The organism is Mycobacterium sp., assembly GCF_052143115.1.
GTDB lineage: Bacteria > Actinomycetota > Actinomycetes > Mycobacteriales > Mycobacteriaceae > Mycobacterium.
In genome coordinates, this window is record NZ_JBKQTQ010000155.1 from 14,604 (window position 1) to 32,813 (window position 18,210).

Sequence of the window (18,210 nt, forward strand, 5' to 3'; positions counted from 1 at the left end):
CTGAGCAGAGCTGACTACCAGTTTGGACCAGTCTGGGCGAGATCGGCGCCGTTTCGATGGCGCCTACCGCGCCATCGAAAGCACGGACGGCCTGACGTCTCTGTGGGGGTGAGTTTGTTGGCGCGCATCGTCACGAGCAGGTAGGTGATGGCTGCCATGGTGATGGCGCCCGACCACAGCAGGGCGTGGTCGAGTCGCCAGTCGGTGAACAGCAGGCCCAGCCCGCTGGGCACGGTGGCTTGGATCATCATCGCGCCGGAGATGTTGGCTAGGGCGAGTTGGGTTTTGCCTTGTCGGACCCAGATGATCGCGTTCATGGTTTCGGGTAGTTCGGTGGCGATCGGGGACAGCAGTAGGACGGTGACCGCGCTGGACAATCCGAGCATGGGGCCGACGGCGTCGAGCTGGTGGACGAATATTTGCGAGGACACGAAGATGACGGCCAATGCGCCCATTGTCTGCACCAGGACCACCGTGGTAGCCGGTCGCGCCGCGCGGGGTTGCAGCTTGAGCGGCGCCAACTCGTGTTCGTCGTGGTCGCCGCTGGTGCCGCCGCGGATTTCGCGCCAGAAGTAGACGCCGTAGGCGGCGAAGAACAGCAGACCCAGCCACGGCTTGATCGCGAAAGCCACCAAGCCGAGAGCTACTTTGACCACGAAAACCGCCATAAACCAGCGCTGGTCTGTGACCAGGCGCGCCGTGTGGGCGCGATCGGCCAAGATCGCGCCACCGTCGTCGTCGCGCTCGCGGGTGGGGGGATCGAGGCTTGCCGCCCCGACTCCGGCGGTGACCAGTTCGCGGCTGTCGATGCGGGTGTGGGTGCCCTCGACTACGTCCCGGTGCTGCGCACACGTTGCGGGAGCTCCGGGTCTGAAATCTTCTGGCCGGGCTCGCGCTTCGGTCTCAGGCCGGCTCAGTTGTCCTTTGTGCAGCACGTCGACGGCCGTCGCACGATCCGAGAGATCGCTGAGTGTGTCGCGCAGCAGGGCGAGTCGCCGGGCACCGACGCGGGTGACCTCGAGGATTTCGGCCGCAAACTATTTCAGTCGCTGTGGCGTATCGATTATGTTGCGATGGCCCTGAACACGAACTCTCATCGTTAGCTGGCCGTAGTAGCGCTTCTCGATGTCTTGGTGCGCAGTCGGCTGGCCCGGGGGCTTGCCCTCAAGGAACAACACGCGGCATCCTGGTCAACGTGCTTGGCTCTGTCACCGCAGTGGTCGCAGTGAGCAGCCAGCCTGATCTGTGGCTGGCCGTCGAGCCAGCACACCTGCCCCATTACAGTCACACAGCGGTCGTCGTTGGCAGCGTGATCATCCTGTCCATCATCGTGCTGATGGTCGGGATCACGTTCGTCTGGTCGAAGCGGAGATGGCCGAAGAGCATTGCCACAGTTCGCAAATGCTATCCGCGGCTGAGCTCAAGGGGAAGGTGATGCACCCGCCCCCATCGGCGGGCTAACCGATCCCGCGCGGCAACTCAGAAGCCGCCAGGGCTCGGCGGGCCGCCGTGCAGGGAACCAAGGTCGCTCTGGATTCCCTGATTCAACTGGTCCTTGACCGCAGGCTTGCCATGCGGGACATCGACTGGCTGCGTGCAGCTGCAGCTGAGCGTTCCGAATGAGCTGGGGTCAGCGCCGGCCGGTGTTGCTACTGCCATAGCAGCGCCGAGCGCGATGGCGGCACTGAACACGACTTTCGTGATCAACAATGGTCCTTACTTGAGAGTTAATACCCCGACTGTACTTGGTTCTACTGGCTATGCCTTGGGCAGAAGGCGGCAATGCTGACTCCGACAAAAAACCCGGCGTGATAGCCGTCCAAATTAGTCTGTGTCATCACGTCGTTCGCGATGTCGCTCGCCTGCCTACCTTGATCAAGTTCACCGCAGACCTCATGACCGGCGACGATCGCGCTTTGCCCGGACGCGAAGGTGATGCCCCTGGAGGAGAGCGCGCCCAGGAAATTGCTGCTGTCGACCGCGTCGGCATGCGCGGTCGGGCCTGCGGCCGCCACAAGCCCAAGCAGCGCGACCGCCAGGACAAGGCCGGCCAATAGTGATCGCAGAGGGCTGGGCGAACGCACTTGGGGGGTGGCGACCGCGGCGGCCGCCTCAGTGAATAGGGAAGTCATTGCTGTCTCCAATCTGGATGAGTAGGAGTTCGGCGAGTTCGCCGCCGTTTTTGACCGTGGTGGTTGGCTAATCAGATCAAGATCGAGATGAGGCCGGCGGCGAAGATCAGGTAGAGCAGTGCGGCCATGGCTAGCCGTAACTCGGTGCGTGACCATTTCCCAAGCCGCCGGCGAGTAGTGCGTGGTGACTTCCTCGAATCCCTCGACCCGGGAAACGGTAATCACGCCGGTGTCGTGGTTAATCGAGAGCCGGTCTCCCTTGGTTTCGTGGACTTCGCGTCCGTTGATGAGGCGGATTACGAACATGATGGTTTCCTCTCTTATTGCATCCGGTCGACCCAGCGGCCCGACCGAGGTCAGGCGCTAGGCCAGCTGAATCGCTTTGACCGCCAACAGGATCGCACCCATAACGAGGTATCCGCGCAACGCCAGCATGCCCACCCGAGTGCCGACCGACCATTTGACAGGCTCAAGCAAGGCCAACGGCGGCATCCGCCAGGTGTCTCGGTCGACTCTTGCCAATGCCCGGGAGAGCTGTTCGAGCACTGGCGCTTTGGGCCGCCATCGGCGAGTCCACCACAGCACGCCGAAAGTGGTTATCGCGGATAGGACGAAGCTGACGCTAAGGCCAGCGGCGATCGAGACGATGTTGAGGGTGGGGAACACCGTTGTCGCCATCAATATCCCGGACAGCAGCAACAGCACGCTGACGATCACACCGGCCACCACGTTAAGCCACGGCCGATTCACCCAGGGGCCTAACACTTCCCGGTCATTGCACAGCAGCAGCAGGAACACCGTCGCGCTGGGCAAGAGCAATCCGGCCAACGCTTGCACGCCGGTGGTGATCAAACCCAAGGGCGCGCCGGGGATAAGCACAATCGCCGCCGCGACCACGACCATCCCGGTGTAGGACAGGTAGAACGGTTTCGCGTCAGCCATTCCACGGTGCAGTGAATGCTTGAGCCCAAACACATCTCCAAACGCGTAGCTGCTGGCCAGCGTTACTGCCGCCGCCCCGATAATCGAGGCGTCGAGCAATACGATCGCGAACACCGACCCGAGCGCACTGCTGTATTGGCCCAGCAGGTGAGCGAGCACGCCGGCGTCGACGAAATTCCCCCGGCTGTGGGTTGCGCGCGCGGCCCAGTCGCCAGTCATCATCAACGCCACCGCGCCGATCACCACGACGAAGGCACCTAGTGTGGTGTCGGCTCGTTCGTAGCCGATGAAGCGCGGTGTAATGCGCTTGTCGACGACGTTGGATTGCTGGAAGAACAACTGCCACGGTGCCACCGTGGTGCCCACGATGGCGATGATCAACAGCACCGCGTCGGAGGTGACTCCCCCGGTTACACCTGGCACAAAGAAGGATTTCGCCGCGTGTCCCCAGTGCGGATGTGACATCAACAGCATCGGAATCTGCAGCAGCGTGATCGCAATGAAAACGAACATCGCCCGTTCCCACCGCCGGAAGCTGCCGGTGGCCATGATGGCGATCAGCGCGATCGCGGCGAACGGGACGACCACATACCTGGGAATGCCGATGTAGTCGGCGGCCAGCGTGATGCCGATGAATTCGGTAACGAGAGTAAGGAAATTCAGCAGGAACAGATCACCGACCGAGAACCAGCCCCAGCCGCGGCCGAACCGTTCGTTGATCAATCGCGCGTGCCCGACCCCGGTGACGGCACCGAGCCGGACCACCATTTCCTGGTTGACAATGAGCACCGGGATCAACAGCAGCAGCACCCACAGCAGGCTGTAGCCGTAGTTTTGTCCGGCCTGCACGTAGGTCGCGACACCGCCGGCGTCGTTGTCGCCGACCATCACGATCAGGCCGGGCCCGATGATCGCTAGCATGGTTGCCAGGCGGACCTTCAGGGTGCGCGGACGGTCGGTGTCGCTCAGGCTGATCCGGCCCAGCGCGCCTTCGATGTCACCGACGTGGGCGCTGTCCAGCACGGCGGTGCGGGGCGCCGCCGGTGGGGCGATTTCAACGACGTCGCGGTCCAGAGTGGTCATCGCCAGTCACCTCCGTTGCTGCCAATCGAGCCGTCGCTCACCGAAATCGGTTCCCGCACAGGGCGTGGCCCGGGTTCTCGTCGGCGCCATTCGTCGGGAATAGTGCTCTTGAGCACGTCGTCGACAGTGACGACGCCCAGCACCTGATCCCCATCGTCGACGATCGGGATGGTGTGCAGGTTGTAGTCGGCCATCAGTATTGCGATGTCGGCAAGATCGGCATCCGGGGCTAACCGGACTGGGTCGGAATCCATCAGTGTTGCAACCACATCCGCTGGATGCGCCTGCAACAATGCGATCACCGACACCACGCCCGCAAGCTGCCCGTTCTCGTTGAGCACGTGCATCTGCATGAGCGCCTCAGGCTGTACGGCCTGGGCGACGCCGATGAGGGCGAGCGCCTCTCCCGCTGTGGCTCCTGTCCCGCAGAAGATGATGTCGACATTCATCAATCCGCCTGCGCTGTCAGGGTTGAACTTCAACAGGGTCAACACTTTGGTGCGCTGCGGCGCAGGCATGGAATCCAGAACCCGTCGACGGCGGGACTGCCGGAGGTCCATGATCGCGTCCGCGGCGTCGTCAGCGCGCATCCGGCTGAGCAGGGCCGCGACCTCGCCGTCTGGCATGTCGTCGAGCAGCCGACTGGCCTTGTCTGGGTCGAGTTCCTCGAAAACGTCTGCTTCCAAATCGGGGTAGCCGCGCACTCGGTCGAGGATTTCGCCGCCCTCCGCCTTGTCGGCCTCCTCCAAAAGGTCGGCAATTTGGGCGGGTTTGAGCGCCGCCACTCGACCGGAAACGCGACGCACGGCCATCGACCGGCCATGTCCGATCAGTGGTTCAAAGGCCTTCCAGTCGCGGGCAGCCTGGCCGCCGGGTGTTTTCAGCAGACCGAACAGCCGGGGTGGGCGCCGGGTGTCCAGTCGGGCCAGCACCAAACCGTCTTCGCTGTCTTCGAGCTCGACGTCGTAGGCGCGCACCAACTCACCCGCTGTGACGTCGATCAGGCGATATCCGAGTACGTCGGATCGCAACAGCACTTCACCGTGCCGGCGCTCGAACCGACGCAGGTCAATCTTGTTGTGTACCATGGTTACCCGGTCTGGATCGAATCGCTGAATTGATCCGCTCCCGACGAACACTCGCCAGCCGCCGACCGCGGCCACGATGCCGGTCACCAGCGGGTAGGTGTCCGCACCACGTAGTCGCACAATGATGTCGTCAACGCGGCCGACAGTCTCGCCGGATGGCGTTACCACGGGGGCGCGCAATAACTGGGATAGGTGAATAAGCGACATGGGTAGTCCTCCTTGGCGCAAAAGGTTGTTGCTAGGGGCACAGATGCGGCAATACGGCTGCCGCACTTCGTCTTAGGCCCAGCTGGAGCCGACGGCGGAGTCGGTGCTGGACATGTTGTTGCCGGCGGTTTGCACCTTTTGGCCGTGGGAGTTCGCCTGCTGGTAGATCGCCTGGAAGTTACGACCCAACTGGGTGATGAACTCCTGGCAGGCCACCGAACCCGAGCCACCCCAAAAGTCGCCGGCGGCCAGCACATCACGAACGATGGACTGGTGCTCCTGCTCCAACGCAGCGGCCTGGGCCCGGATGGTGGCACCGTGGGCATCCACGTCACCGAACTGGTAGCTAATCGACATGATCTTCTCCTGTCATGAGAGATGTTGGGCCCAAAGGATTCAGCTGCTCAGGATCTGCTGAGAGGCCTGCTCTTGGGATTCGTAGTTGTTAGCGTCGCGGATCAGCCCGTCGCGCACACCGTGGAGCATGTTGACGATGTTGCGGAAGGCCTGGTTCATCTGGCCCATGGTGTCGTAAGAGGTGGACTGAGCCATCCCACTCCAGCTGGCACCGGCAATGTTCTGCGACGACGCCCACATCTTGCGGGCCTCGTCCTCCACCGTCTGGGCGTGCACATCAAAACGGCCCGCCATCGACCGCATCTCGTGCGGATCCGTCATAAAACGGGTGGTCATCTGAATCTCTCCTTATCCGAAATGGTTGTTGTGTTGGCCAATCCGATTGACCGGGTTGAAATGAACTGCTGGTCCTCTCTTTTCGTCAACCGGTCCCGGCCCAGTGCGGCACCATGGGGGGCCGGAGCAAAAACCGGTTGTCCATACCGGCGCCGCCGGCTGCTCCGCGCCCGGGCACACCCGCCAGTGGGACCCCTGGCATGCCCGCGGCGACTGCCGGAGGGCTGGATAGCGGGGTGCCGCCCAACGCCGAAGCGATAGGGTTCGCCGTTGGCGCGATCGCAGTCCAGCTCGACGGCACCGACAATGGCCCTAGCGAGGCTGCCTTGCCCAAACCGGCCGACACCCCGCTGCCGAGACCCCCTAACCCGCCCAGGCCTCCCAGCGGGCCGGCAAGCCCACCGGCGGCGGCACCGAGCCCGTTGCTCGCAGCCGCTCCTGCGGCGTCTCCGGCCGCACCAGCTGCTTGGCCGCCGAGCAAGCTCGTGAAGGCACCCAAGGTGTTGCTCGGCATGTAGAACCCCGAAGAAAATATGGTGTTCCAGATGTTTGCGTTGGGCCCCCACTCGCTCCAGAAGCTGTCCAGCGCGGAATTCCCGGAGGACCCCCCAGTCAGCAGATTCCAGATGCCACCGAGCCCCGAGGTCGATGACGTCACCGAAGACGACGTCGACGACGCGGGGGACGCCAATCCCTGCAACGTGTTTGGCACGGTGGTGACCAGCTGCGACAGCGACTGGCTGCCCGTGCCAGCCGAGGTGGCAGTGGCCTGGGCGACCGCGGTGGACTGGCCGGCCAGCGCACCTGCGTTGGTGTTCTGTGTCGGCCCGGTCAACGGTGTCAGCTGGGTGGCCGCCGCCGACGAGCCCGCGTAGCCGTACATCGCCACGGCGTCTTGGGCCCACATTTCGGCGTAGTGCGCCTCGGTGGCCGCGATCGCCGGGGTGTTTTGCCCCAGAAAGTTGGTCGCCACCAGCGATGCCAGCTGAGCGCGGTTAGCCGCGATCACCGGTGGAGGAACCGTCGCCGAAAACGCAGCTTCATACCCCGCCGCGGCCGCCTTAGCCTGGTTCGCGGCCTGCTCAGTCTGGGCAGCGGTGGTGTTCATCCACGCCGCATAGGGCGCGGCCGCGGCTGCCATCGATGCCGACGCGGGACCGCGCCATCCATCGCTGGTCAGCCCCGAGACGACCGAGCTGTAGGAGGCCGCCTGCGAACGCAAGTCAGCAGCCAAACCTTCCCAACTGGCCGCAGCGGTAATCATCGACCCTGAGCCCGGGCCGGCGTACATGCGAGCGGAGTTGATCTCCGGTGGCAGTGCTCCGAAATCCAGCGTTACAGTCATCACCGCACTCCTTCACAAAACTGGCCTTGGCCTCGATCAGGTCGCTGCGATTGCGTTGGCGGCCTCGGTGGCCGCGTACGAACCGGCACTGGCACCCAAAGTGCGCACGAACATCTCATGAACGGCCGCGGCTTGGGCGCTGACCGCTTGGTACATCGCGGCGTAGGCACCGAATTGTGTTGCCGTCAGGGCAGATACTTCGTCAGCAGCGGCCGGCACGACTCCCGTCGTCGGGGCGGCCGCTGCCGCGTTCTGGGCGGTCATCACCGCGCCGATACCGTGCAACTGGCCGGCTGCTGCCGCCAGTAGTTCCGGCTGTGTGGTTACAAAAGACATCGGACTTCTCCTTACGCAGAGCAGACTGAACTCACGGTGGTCGTGTCAGAACACGGAAAGACCACGCGCGCGTACGAAACCGCAGCGTGTGTGTGTTAATCGAAGCGGCGCAAGCCGATTCAGATAATGGAAACGGAGCCGGGGCCGGATGCGAACGAAATGATCACCGGTCTCGGATATGGACTGTCACTTGGACTCACTTCGCCTCACCTCCTCACGGCCAGGGCACACAGGGGTGCCAACACGTTGCACAGCGGGATGTTTGGGAGCCGGCACATCAACCGACTCGCACCCCTCTCGTCAGAGCTTTGGCACTGCACGGCGTATCCGGCTGAGCCGGAAGCCACTTGGGCTCAACCCTTAGCCCGGGAAGAGCTGTCCTGACCCTGGGCGTCTCTCGACGTTCGAGGTCAGTGGCCTGTATCCATGCAGACGCCTCACCTAGCGAGGTGCTTGCATCCGCAATAGTTCCATCAAGAGTGGCAGGAGTCAACCCAACGCGCGGCGTGGTGGTCGACAACGGCCAAGGCTTAGGCTCACCACATTTGCACGTCGGACTCACACTTGCGGTCGAGATCTGTTGTGGCTGTTCGTAGTTCACATGCACGCAGGGGGCCGGTACGCTTGCCGATTGCATGCGTATATATCGGCGTCCCCCGAGTCTGCGCGGACTCGGTCCAGGACAAGGTGGACGTCCACGCTGGGTTCGGCGCCAACTTCGGCGCCTCATGCCTGTCGTCGTGGGCTTGACGCTCACGGCGTGACTCCCTTCTGCTATCCGGCAGCCGGCGGATGCGCCACGACGGTGGGCTTGAACCCATACCGAGGAGCGGCAAAGCCCCACCCGCGTGCGGTGCCGCCTGCCATCGGCATTCCAGGCATACCCGGCATTCCTGGCGTCGCGGACGCCTCCTCCACCCCCGGCGGCATATACCAGCCCTCTGCCGCCGACGCCGTGGCCGTGGGACTCGCCACGGGCGGGGCGGGGGCCCAACTGTGCGGCACCGACATCGTCCCGACCAACGTCGCGCGGCCCATACCGGCCGACACCGCCGATCCGCCCAGGCCGGGTGACCCGAGCGCACCCATCGCCGAACCGACGTGGCCCACTGTGCTCATCGCGGACGGGGCAGCAGCCGCCCCCGTAAACAGGGCCGGATTCATGCCGCCAATGCTCTGACCGGCTACCGCCAGGAACCCGATATCACCGAACGAGCTTGTGATAGCCGGCATGATGCTGGACGGGTTCGCCCAGTTACCCGAGAGGAACCCGTTAGCCATCGTGGAGTTCAAGAAGCTCCCGAAAGCCGATCCACTCTGTCCGCTCAGGAGGTTCAGCAATCCGGAGATCCCCGTCGTGGCGGTATTCGATCCTGGCGCAAACGGATTGGTTCCGGCCGCCGACATCGGTGATGCGAGCTCCTGCAGGGTATTGGGAACCGTGGAGACCACCTGCGACAGTGTCGACTGCACGCCAGCGCTCGACGACGTGCCGGTGGCCTGGGCGACCGCGCCGGCTTGGCTGGCCGCTCCGCCCGCGTTGGTGGTTTGCGGCGGCGAACTGAACGGTGTCACCGTCGCGGCGGCCGCCGAGGAGCCGGCGTAGCCGTACATCGCCGCGGCGTCTTGAGCCCACATTTCTCCGTAGAGGGCTTCGGTGGCCGCGATCGCCGCAGTGTTCTGACCCAGGAGATTCGTGGCGACCAGCGCCGCCAGCTGAGTGCGGTTGGCCGCGACTTCCGCGGGCGGCACCGTCATGGTGAACGCAGCCTCGTACGCGGGTGCCGCAGCCTTGGCCTGGTAGCCCGTTTGCTCAGCCTCGGTGGCGGTCGCGCTCATCCATTCCACGTACGGTGCGGCCGCGGCGGCCATCGATGCCGACGCCGGCCCCAGCCAGGAACCTTCGGCCAGGCTGGAGACCACGGATGAAAAGGTGGACCCCGCCGAACCTAACTCGGCGGCCAGTGCGTCCCACGCTGACGCGGCTGCCAGCATCGGCCCCGAACCGGGACCGGCATACATGCGAGCGGAGTTGATCTCTGGTGTTAATGCCCCGAAATCCATTGCAACAACCCCCCTTAGCCCGCAGCGATCGCGTTGGCGGCTTCGGTGGCCGCATAGGACCCGGCACTGGTGCTCAGGGTGGACACGAACATCTCGTGAATCGCCGCGGCTTGAGCACTGACCGCTTGATAGACCTGAGCGTGGGCGGTGAACTGGGCCGCGGTCAGCGCCGACACCTCGTCGGCCGCCGCGGGAACCAGCGCCGTCGTGGGGCTGGCTGCGGCCGCGTTGTGGGCGGCCACGTTCGCGCCAATCCCCTGTAGGTTGCCGGCTGCTGCGGACAGCGCTTCCGGCTGTGTAGTGACGAATGACATGGACTTCTCCTTCGGAAAAGTCCGACCCGGAACGGGCCTCGGCCGCTGTAAGGGTTGAGCGCAAACCGATTCAGTTGGCGGAGTCGCCGTGACCGGATCGGAAAGAAACGGTCATCGATCTCGGATAGTTCGGCGAAGAACTATCGGTGGAATTCGGTTTCGGCCCCACCTCCTGACGGCCAGGACCCCGCCGTGCCGCCAAGAGAGGTAAGACGCCCGACGGAAACCGTCGGGCGGCACCCCTCTCGCCGGAGCTTTGGCACCGCACGGCGTATCCGGCTGAGCCGGAAGCCACTTGGGCTCAACCCTTAACCCGGGAAGAGCTGTCCTGACCCTGGGCGTCTTTCGACGTTCGAGGTCAGTGGCCTATATCCGTGCAGACGCCTCACCTAGCGAGGTGCATGTAACGTGTTTGTAACTTCATCGTGGCAGCAGCGCCGACGCCCGTCAATGCAACGCGCGGCGGATTATCGGTAAATTGCTGGAGATCGTTACAGATGCGGCAGGCCACGCCGTTCCTGGGCCGCAGGCGTTAACTGACAGAGCCGTCAGGGGTCACGCCGGCGGCCCGCGAACGGCTAGTCGGTTTTCTTCTCCGCCACTGCCGCGCTGAGGCCCTCGGCGAGGTCGTCGCGCGTCAGCTCCTTGAAGCGGCGCAGCTGGTCCTCGCTGAACTCGTCGAACTCACTGGACAACACCGCGTCGAGGTCCTCGTCGTCGAGGCGGAAGCTGCGGTGATCGCGCGCCTTTTCCACCACGTTGCGCACAAATCCCGCATTTCCCAGCACGTCGATACCGCGGATCAGATCGCCGTCTTGCGAGATGTTCTCGTCGTCATAGAACCTGGTGTAGGCCGGCAGCAACACGTCGACGGCCTCATCGGTGATCACGTCCTCATTCTCCCGGCCCATCAACTGCGTCAGCGCGATCAGCTCCTTCGGGTTATAGCTGTAGAACTCGATCACCGTCGAAAACCGCCGCCGCAGACCCTGATTGACCTCCAGCATCTTGTCCATCGCCTTGGCGTAGCCGGCTCCGAACACCACCAGCTCATCGCGGTGATTCTCCATGTACAGCAGCAGAGTGTTGATGATCGCGTTGCCGTAGGCGTCGCCCGTGGAGTAGCCGCTCTCATGCAGGTTGTGCATCTCATCGAAGAAGACGGCCCCACCCAGCGCCTCCTCGAGCATCTCCTCGGTGTTCTTCTCCGCATCGGCCATGTAGCGGCCCAGCAACTTCGAGCGGCTGGTCTCCACCACCAACGGCTTGCGCAGCACGGTCAAACCGCACAGTTGCTTGCTGAACGCACGCGCCACCGACGTCTTCCCGGTGCCGGGAGGTCCCAACAACAAGGTGTGCCGCGACGTCACCGGCACCGGCAGGCCCATTTTGGCCCGGGCCAGGTTCACCTTGGTCGTCGACTTGATCAGTTTGATTTCCCGCTTGGCCTGTTCCATCCCGAGCATCGCGTTGAGCTCGGCATCGCCTTCGTCCAAGTACTTCTTGGCCATCTCGGCGTGACGGGCGGCCTCGGCCTGCTCGCGGGTCGGTGCGCTGTCCGGGTCCCACGGATCCGTCCTGGCCTCAATGGTTTCCGGGTCCGTCAGCACCAGCCGGTAGCTGGGATTGTCTAATGCATCGCGGGCCGGGGTGAACTTGGCATCGCGTGAGTACACCTGGCGTAGACACTCGGTGGCCTCTTCTTCACGGCCCAGATGCCGCAAACACATTCCCTTGGTGTACAAGGCGACATTGGCCGCGCTGGGCACCCGGTCGATTTCGATGGCCTCCTGCGCGCGCCGGCAGGCTTCCTCGAACACCCCCAGCGAAGCCAGTGCGGTGGTGGCCATCGCCGATCCGGCGGCCTTCAACTCGGGTTGACGCCACGTCGTTCCGGGCGGGAATTGGGTGAGCACGTCCGGCCACCGGCCGGTGCGGAAATACAGCAGCCCTCGCACATACTTGAGCAGCTCCTCGTCGAACGGATGCCGTGGCTCCGTCGAATCCAGGAGTTCCGCCGCTTCCTGGAACCGTTTCGCCTCGGTGAGCGCGGCCGCGTAGGCGGCGGAAAACGATTCCACGCTGGTGACCGCCAGCTTCAGGAACATCCCGTCGGAAACCTCGGGGCGAAACTCCAACTCGGACAGGCTCAGCCGGCGGATCTCCCAGCCGAATGTCTTGATGGCGTGCCACGCGCCGCTGAGCACCTCAATGCTCTGATCACCGGCCAGCACCCGTGCCAGCCAGGCGTCGCACATGTCCGGATCGAGCCGGGTGGCCGTCGTGAACATCTGCAAGGCGACCTGCGGATTGTGGCTGGGCTGTAGCCCGTTGACCGAGATACCTGACGCCAGCAGGCCGGCAACCATGGCGTTGCGGGCATCCGCCGCGCCGGCCTGCGGTCGAGTCATCGCAAAGCTTCGGTGTGACTTGTCTGTTGCTGTGCTATTGCACCCACCGGAACCAAGATACCCTCGCCGTCGTCGAGTATGCGACTCGGCATGGGCAGCGGCCGACGCGAAGTCGGCGCCGGAATGCTCGCGGCTACCGCGCCCAACTGGCGGCCGGTGAGCCGGTTCAGTCCGCTGAACGTCTCTTTGCGCAGCCGCTGGTGACTGTGGTAGCGCACCCACACCGCCACATCGGCTTCACGACCGTCCGCGATCAGCCGGATCGTCATCACGGTGACGTCGGCATCGGTGCGCCACAGCTCCTCGAGCGTCTCGGTGCTGATGTCGGAAGGTGAGACCCAGAAGCTGGTGACGTACCCGTCCGGTGTCTTGAGGTATCGCCAGAACGGCCGAATGTGAGCCGGCTGGAGCCCGGCCAGCACGGCGTCGTCGACCTCGACGATCTCGTCGGCGGTCAGCGGCCGCGCGGCGCAGCTGCGCCCTTCGACATCATTAGCCAGCCGCTCGGCAGCCGCGGCCAGTGTGCAGGCGACGGAATCGCGGGCGGCCACGGCCAAGGCGTTACGCAGCGGATCCATCCGCAGTATCACCCAGGTGTTGCGCTCCTCGGTCGGGCGTCGATCGCCGTTAGCGCCGAAATCATCTCGCACCGCCGATTTGACGCCTTTGCCGCCCGGACGTGTTCCCACCGAGACGATGTCGACGCTGTCCAGCCGGACATCGAACTGGCGCAGCGCCTCGATGACGGCTTCCAGGGGCATAGACGGCAGGGCCGTAGCCCGATGGCGATGCCGTCCGGACGATGCGTCGGCCACCCCCTCGACCGCGATCACCGCGATCAGCTGGCCGTCGTACTCGCGCACGCCGACCGTTTCGTGGCTGAAGCGACGACGGTGGTCGATGGCAGCGGTGCAGCCGACGGTCAGTGCCTCGGGATCGGCATACCAATTGCGCACCCGCGCAACCGGCGCCGACGCAATGGGAACTCCCCCATTGGTGACCAGGGCAACGATCGTCACCAGCACCGCGAGACCGACACCCACCCAAAACGCCGCACCCCTCGGCCAAACGTCGGGGAGGTGACTCGCAATGACCAGTAACGCAACATCAATGAGGAACACCACGGTGACCCGCGGCCAGGACAGGGCTAGCCCGTATTCGCGTTGTGCCTTCATTCCTGTCTCCCTGTCTTTCGCATCAGCAACGCTGCGCCGAACACCAAGCCGGCTATGAGTAACGCGCCACCCAATCCAGCAGCGGCTACCCACACCGGCGTCATGTTGCGCGGGGTAGGTGCCGGGGGCACTTTCAGCGGTGAACCCGATTCTTTCGGCAGGACAGACCCGTCGGGCACATCCCACGTCAGCGCCGCGACAGGGTCGACGACCCCGTAGCCGATCTGGTTGTCCACTCCGCGACCGGGTGCCCTGGCGGTGCGAATCAACCGGTTGACGATCTGATGCGCCGACAGTTGGGGATATTTCGCCCGCACCAGAGCAGCCACACCGGAGACGATCGCGGTGGAGAAGCTGGTGCCGGCTGGCACCAGCAGCGAGTTGTCCGGACCGTCAATCGCGTTGATAAGACTGTCATCTCGCGGCGAGAGACCGACGACATCGGTACCGGGTGCAGCGATCGACACCCAGGGCCCGGCCACACTCAGCTTGTCCATCGGCGTACCAGAGGAATCCACTGCGCCGACGGTCAAGACGTAGTCGCTGAACCATGACGGCGTCACCACCGTGGTCACACCATTCCAGTCGCGGGAATCACTCGGGTGCAATGGGTCGCTGAGTGGATTCTCCTTGCAGTCGCGCTGACTGGTGTCGCCCGCGGCGGCGACGATGACGGCATCTTTGTCGACGGCCGCGTAACGGACCGCGGCCCCCAGGTCGGGCTGGTCGATCAGGCTGCGCGCGCTCACGCACAACACCTGGGAGATGTTGATCACCCGCGCGCCCATGTTGGCCGCGTGCACGATCGCCCGGGCCATGGTCCGGATGTCGTCCGACTTCTGCCGCGTTTGCGGATCCTCGTCGCCGGTGTACGCGTCCTTGAGGGTGAACGCCTGGCTGGACTGGCGGATCGAGATCAGCTCGGCGTCGGGGGCAATCCCGGTGAACGCGTCAGCCGGCCCTGTCGGCGGCGGGTCAAGCGGCGGTGGCGCCGCCGGTCGCGGGTAATCGACCGAGACAATCTGCCCGCCACGGGAATAGCCGGGCAGCACCATCTTGCCGTGGCCGCGGTTGGCGGCCCCCGGTTGCTTGGGCTCTTGCGGCGACGGCGGAGCGCCGAATGGCGGCGGCTGCTGCTGCTGACCTGGCTCCGCCGACGGTGGCGGAGGAGCCGGGACCAGCGTGATCGTCTGCGGAGGCGGCGGCGCCACGCTGATCGTCTGCGGAGGCGGCGCCGGTGGCGGTGGCTCCCGGGTCGGAACTGGCGGCGCTCGCCGCGGCCTCGGTGCCGCGGGGCCCTCCGTGGGCGCCGCGGCACCGCCGATCATCGACGCGACGAGCGTGCCGTGCGCGTCGCAGTCGGACAGACCGTCGCCGCCGGCCATCACGTAGTCGCCGCCCGGAACCAGATGCGGCAACCTCGGGTGCGGGGTCACCCCGGTGTCGATGACCGCGATTCTCACCCCACCACCACGCCCGAAGCGCCACGCCTCGGGCAGGTTGAGCATGTCCATGTACTTCGGCTGCACCCGAAAGTCGGTGCCCGGCAACACCCCAACCTCGGTGCAGTAGGCACTCTGCTTCATGGGCGCCGGAGGCCCGGGCGGGCTGTCCGACGGCACCGCGGCCGGATCGATCCCCGGAGGGTTGATCGCGTACGCGGGCGACCCGGAAAGCGCTACCGAGGCGACGATGAGCGTCGTGGCAGCCATTGCGGCCGCGCGGAGCGGCCGCAGCTTACTACGGCTACCGGTAGCGGATCGCTGCATAGACATTCATCAACCACAATGCCAGCGGGAAGATCGGCATCAGGCAGAGGTATTCAACCCATTCCACCAGCTTGCGGAACAGCGGGCTGTAGATGGTGTTGGGTACCACCACTGCAGCGATCATTCCGGCCGCGGGCAGCAGCACCACGATGGCCACTCCCGCCGACACCGCTGCCGCCGAGGACAACACCAGCGAGTACCGCACCACAATCGCGGCGACGATAAGGACCGACGTCACGGCCAGGATGATCGCCTGCCAACGGTCGACATAGGAGCGGCCACGCAGCATCAAGAAGCCGGCGGTGCAAGCGGCCAGCAGTAGCGGCAGCCACCGGTCGCCGGTGCGCGGATCGGATACACCCGCCAGGGACACAATCGTCAGTACACCGAGACCAACCAGCAATCCGGTCAAGAACGACCGGGCCCGCTCGGCCCGCAGCACGACATCTTGGATGGACGCGGGCCCTTCCAAGGTGGGACGGCCGCCGCCGTTGACCACCACGGTGGTCGGCAGATCAGGCCGGGCCTCGAATACCCAGCGGCTGGTGGCGGACGGGAACACCGGCAGCCGGATACCGGACAACCAGCGGGCCAGCGCCGGCGCGCCGTGATAGCCGAACACGCAGGCCAGCAGGATGGTGGTCAGCAGTGTCACCGCGCCGGTACCAAATGCCATCCGCGCCAGGCTCGCGAGCGTCGCCGCCAGGGTGATGGTGACGATCGCAGTGCCGGTACCCAACCGACGGCCGGTGAACCGCAACGCCAGCATGGCGGCCACACCGACGACCGCGAAACCCATCACCGCGTGCGGCGCGCCGACTGGGCCGGGGGGTGCCGCAGCCGCCGCCACACCAAGTGGCGCCAGCCCGCTCCACAGCAAGATGTCGCCCGCGCGGCGGTCCTGGACGGTCTTGGCGCGTCCCAGGATCATCAGCGCCGCCGAGATCACCATCACCGCGATGACCGCGGCGTAGGGCGCCGGGACCCACGAGTCGTGTTGGTAGCGGAACCAGCCCAGCAGCCCCGAACCCAACAGCACCCCGGTCGCGACCATGGCCGCGCCGACCTGGATGGCAGTCGTCGGGTTGATCGCGGTGAAGCGCTTGCTCAGGTTGACCGACACGGCCGTCGAAATGTGCTCGATGACCTGAGAGCGGTGCTCGGTGTCCTCGACGAACCGCAGCCACAGCCGGTCCCCGTCGTAGACATCCTGCTCAGTCAGCGACTGGGTGGCCCGCAGGGCCGTTCCGTCAACCAGGCACAGCGCCCAGCGACCGCGCTGCTTGGCTTCCAGAGGCGTCACGCCCAACTCCCGGAGTCGGACGTTGACGACCTTGAGCAGCGGGTCGATCATCACCGAAACCGGCGCGTTGGCGTCCAGCAGAACGCCGATCTGCACGCCCTCGCCGGCGATGATGCCGATCACGGCCGATTGTGGGGACGCGACTGCCTCTGTGCCTGGCTGTTGCGCCTCAGCTACTGCGGTCATCCCTGCACCCCCTTTGTCGACGGTTTGTGGGTCCATGTGTGTTTTGCCTCGCTATTTGGAATTGTGATGTCGCGTCCCAATTGTTGAGCAGATTCTAGAGCATTTGGCGGCATCCGCACCTTATGCTGAATGCTGCACGCAAAATCCTTGCTGTGCGCGGGATTTCCGTAACATTGGTTAAACTCTGCTGTGCGTTTTCCACTCGCCGTAGGGAAGGGTCTCCAAAACAGTCTTTACCCCGACCTGGACCAACTGCGGGGTGGCCGGGCAGATGGCTAGCCAGGCCTCGTTCGACCCAGCGGTACGCGCTTGCTGGTACATCGCGATACGGCCGCCGGACCCGTCCTTCAGCGACAGCACCGAGGCGCTGGGTGCCTTGGCGTCGTCCCGGTATTGCCTGGCGTAGACCGCGGCTTCAGCCGACGGATCTGACAGCGCCTGCCCGAGCGCGGCCACCGTCGCCGCACTGATGCCGAGCCGCCGCAGATCGCCACCGGAGAAGACGTTAAACCCAGAGCTCTGCCAAGCTTTCGTGATCTCGAGCATTTCCTCCAGCGGCACGTTGACCGCGTTGATCGCCGCGGGATCGGCGTGGTGGATGGACTCCAGCGCGTCGAAGACCAGCGATGCGATCGAAGTGGTATCCGCGATCGAGACGTCGTCGACGGTGATCTCGTCGCCGACCCGTACCGCCGAGACCCAGTGCTGGTCACGGCGGGCCAGTAGCACCCGGAACTCGTTGTCGGGGATCTCGCGAGATCCCACCGGCTCGTCGCCGCCGCCTTCTTCTTCTTTTTCCTTGACGCCGTAGAGCAGCTTGCCCCGAGACAGCAGCGCGATGACCTCGAGATCGGGCGCGGCCAACACCCGCATGCGGGCGGCGACCAACTCGTTGACCGTCTCGCCCGTCACGATGCCTTGTTCGCGCATGACCGCCATGCCGGGATGCTCGTTCAGCCAGTCCATCGAATCAGTGGAAACGAATGGCCGGCAACGTAATTCGGGGGCTACGTGGCGAATGTCCAACAGCGCCTGCAACATCCAGAAGCCTTCGACGTTGACGGTGATGTCGGTCCGGGTGGTTTGATCCATTACTACTCTCGTGTCTTAGGTGCTCGGTTACCGCATGACGCGGCAGCACACCCTGATCGGTGTGCTGCCG

15 protein-coding genes, 2 pseudogenes and 2 riboswitches are annotated in these 18,210 nt (G+C 64.8%); of the genes and pseudogenes, 1 reads left to right on the forward strand and 16 read right to left on the reverse strand.

The window, feature by feature from the left end:
- Positions 1 to 14 precede the first annotated feature (14 nt).
- On the reverse strand, positions 15 to 656 hold the full coding sequence (locus ACLQI9_RS15855) for a sodium:calcium antiporter (RefSeq protein ID WP_442379300.1): 642 nt from the start codon (positions 654 to 656) through the stop codon (positions 15 to 17).
- A gap of 108 nt (positions 657 to 764) precedes the next feature.
- On the opposite strand from ACLQI9_RS15855, the pseudogene ACLQI9_RS15860 reads away from it, so the two are divergent.
- Positions 765 to 1,103, forward strand: a pseudogene (locus ACLQI9_RS15860) (SAM-dependent methyltransferase); the annotation flags it as partial.
- Between the two features lie 648 nt (positions 1,104 to 1,751).
- On the opposite strand, the gene ACLQI9_RS15865 reads toward ACLQI9_RS15860, so the two are convergent.
- The 15 genes and pseudogenes from ACLQI9_RS15865 to ACLQI9_RS15935 form a co-directional block, all read right to left on the reverse strand.
- Positions 1,752 to 2,132, reverse strand: coding sequence for a DUF732 domain-containing protein (locus ACLQI9_RS15865; RefSeq protein WP_442379298.1), 381 nt, complete (start codon positions 2,130 to 2,132; stop codon positions 1,752 to 1,754).
- A 141-nt stretch (positions 2,133 to 2,273) separates the two neighbouring features.
- Positions 2,274 to 2,438 (reverse strand): annotated as a pseudogene (locus tag ACLQI9_RS15870) (hypothetical protein); the annotation flags it as partial.
- Between the two features lie 57 nt (positions 2,439 to 2,495).
- Entirely contained in the window at positions 2,496 to 4,157 is a 1,662-nt protein-coding gene (locus ACLQI9_RS15875) for an Nramp family divalent metal transporter (protein ID WP_442379295.1), read from the reverse strand.
- Positions 4,154 to 5,452, reverse strand: coding sequence for a magnesium transporter MgtE N-terminal domain-containing protein (locus tag ACLQI9_RS15880; RefSeq protein ID WP_442379294.1), 1,299 nt, complete (start codon positions 5,450 to 5,452; stop codon positions 4,154 to 4,156). Before ACLQI9_RS15880 ends, ACLQI9_RS15875 begins: the two co-directional genes overlap by 4 nt.
- Before the next feature lie 72 nt (positions 5,453 to 5,524).
- On the reverse strand, positions 5,525 to 5,809 hold the full coding sequence (locus tag ACLQI9_RS15885; protein WP_442379292.1) for a WXG100 family type VII secretion target: 285 nt from the start codon (positions 5,807 to 5,809) through the stop codon (positions 5,525 to 5,527).
- Between the two features lie 39 nt (positions 5,810 to 5,848).
- Positions 5,849 to 6,145: a WXG100 family type VII secretion target gene (locus ACLQI9_RS15890; RefSeq protein ID WP_442379290.1), complete on the reverse strand. Its 297-nt coding sequence runs from the start codon at positions 6,143 to 6,145 to the stop codon at positions 5,849 to 5,851.
- An 85-nt stretch (positions 6,146 to 6,230) separates the two neighbouring features.
- Positions 6,231 to 7,490, reverse strand: coding sequence for a PPE family protein (locus tag ACLQI9_RS15895; RefSeq protein ID WP_442379288.1), 1,260 nt, complete (start codon positions 7,488 to 7,490; stop codon positions 6,231 to 6,233).
- Between the two features lie 36 nt (positions 7,491 to 7,526).
- Positions 7,527 to 7,826 (reverse strand): PE family protein, encoded by a 300-nt coding sequence (locus tag ACLQI9_RS15900; RefSeq protein ID WP_442379286.1) that lies wholly within the window; start codon positions 7,824 to 7,826, stop codon positions 7,527 to 7,529.
- 285 nt (positions 7,827 to 8,111) lie between these two features.
- Positions 8,112 to 8,282: riboswitch (M-box (ykoK) riboswitch) on the reverse strand.
- 318 nt (positions 8,283 to 8,600) lie between these two features.
- The gene (locus ACLQI9_RS15905; protein ID WP_442379284.1) at positions 8,601 to 9,890 is read right to left on the reverse strand and encodes a PPE family protein; all 1,290 of its coding nucleotides are present in this window, start codon (positions 9,888 to 9,890) and stop codon (positions 8,601 to 8,603) included.
- Between the two features lie 14 nt (positions 9,891 to 9,904).
- Positions 9,905 to 10,204: a PE family protein gene (locus tag ACLQI9_RS15910; protein WP_442379282.1), complete on the reverse strand. Its 300-nt coding sequence runs from the start codon at positions 10,202 to 10,204 to the stop codon at positions 9,905 to 9,907.
- Positions 10,205 to 10,437: 233 nt separating this feature from the next.
- Positions 10,438 to 10,608: riboswitch (M-box (ykoK) riboswitch) on the reverse strand.
- Positions 10,609 to 10,782: 174 nt separating this feature from the next.
- A complete protein-coding gene (gene eccA, locus ACLQI9_RS15915; protein ID WP_442391903.1) occupies positions 10,783 to 12,615 on the reverse strand; it encodes a type VII secretion AAA-ATPase EccA in 1,833 nt (610 codons plus the stop codon).
- Positions 12,612 to 13,790: a type VII secretion protein EccE gene (eccE, locus tag ACLQI9_RS15920; RefSeq protein WP_442385229.1), complete on the reverse strand. Its 1,179-nt coding sequence runs from the start codon at positions 13,788 to 13,790 to the stop codon at positions 12,612 to 12,614. The genes eccA and eccE overlap by 4 nt, the downstream gene beginning before the upstream one ends.
- Positions 13,787 to 15,559, reverse strand: a complete 1,773-nt coding sequence (gene mycP / locus ACLQI9_RS15925; RefSeq protein WP_442391905.1) for a type VII secretion-associated serine protease mycosin — start codon at positions 15,557 to 15,559, stop codon at positions 13,787 to 13,789. Before mycP ends, eccE begins: the two co-directional genes overlap by 4 nt.
- Positions 15,537 to 17,048, reverse strand: a complete 1,512-nt coding sequence (gene eccD, locus ACLQI9_RS15930) for a type VII secretion integral membrane protein EccD (RefSeq protein ID WP_442391904.1) — start codon at positions 17,046 to 17,048, stop codon at positions 15,537 to 15,539. The genes mycP and eccD overlap by 23 nt, the downstream gene beginning before the upstream one ends.
- A 177-nt stretch (positions 17,049 to 17,225) precedes the next feature.
- A complete protein-coding gene (locus ACLQI9_RS15935) occupies positions 17,226 to 18,140 on the reverse strand; it encodes an ESX secretion-associated protein EspG (protein ID WP_442379830.1) in 915 nt (304 codons plus the stop codon).
- Positions 18,141 to 18,210: the final 70 nt, after the last annotated feature.